Consider the following 696-nt stretch of genomic DNA (forward strand, 5'->3'; position numbering starts at 1 on the left):
CAGAGGTAATTACGTGTAATTATGAAAAATAAAATATCGGAAGGCAAGCACCACAGTGCACCAAAACGACAGGGAGAAACCCGTAGGCCGACTTGAAAATCAGCCGCCGAGCATGCCCGCTAACCCGCAATACCCGCGCAAACTTTGGCCGAACAGTAGCCAGTTAGTAACTGCGCACGGTGGACGTGCCGGGATGCCCTTGCCGGGAGGCCCACACCCACAGCCAGATCCCTGCAACGATCATGGGCACGCAAAGCCACTGGCCCATGCTCATACCCAAGGCCAGGAAGCCCAGGAAATCGTCGGGCTCCCGGAAGAACTCGGCGATAAAACGAAATACCCCGTAGCCGACCAGGAAAGCCCCGGACACCTGCCCTGTCTTGCGCGGCTTGCGCGCGTACAGCCAGAGCAGCACAAAGAGCAGCAAGCCCTCCATCAGGAATTGATAGATCTGCGAGGGGTGGCGCGGCAGCATGGAGCCGCTGCCGGGAAACACCATGCCCCACGGCAAGGTCTGGTCGCTGAAGCGGCCCCAAAGCTCGCCATTGATAAAGTTGCCAATACGACCGGCTGCCAACCCGGTCGGTACACAAGGCGCGACGAAGTCCATGACCTGCAGCCACGGCCGCTGGCGCGAGCGGGCAAACCACCATTGCGAGGCCAGCACACCCAGCATGCCACCGTGAAAGCTCATGC

Annotated in this window: 1 protein-coding gene; it reads right to left on the minus strand. The window is 59.9% G+C overall.

What is annotated here, in order from left to right; translation table 11 throughout:
- Nucleotides 1–163: 163 nt before the first annotated feature.
- Nucleotides 164–696 (minus strand): prolipoprotein diacylglyceryl transferase (lgt, locus tag AC1D0Z_RS23510; protein WP_477660528.1); only part of this gene is annotated, 533 nt, incomplete at its 5' end.

Source organism: Polaromonas sp. P1_E3, from assembly GCF_056405935.1.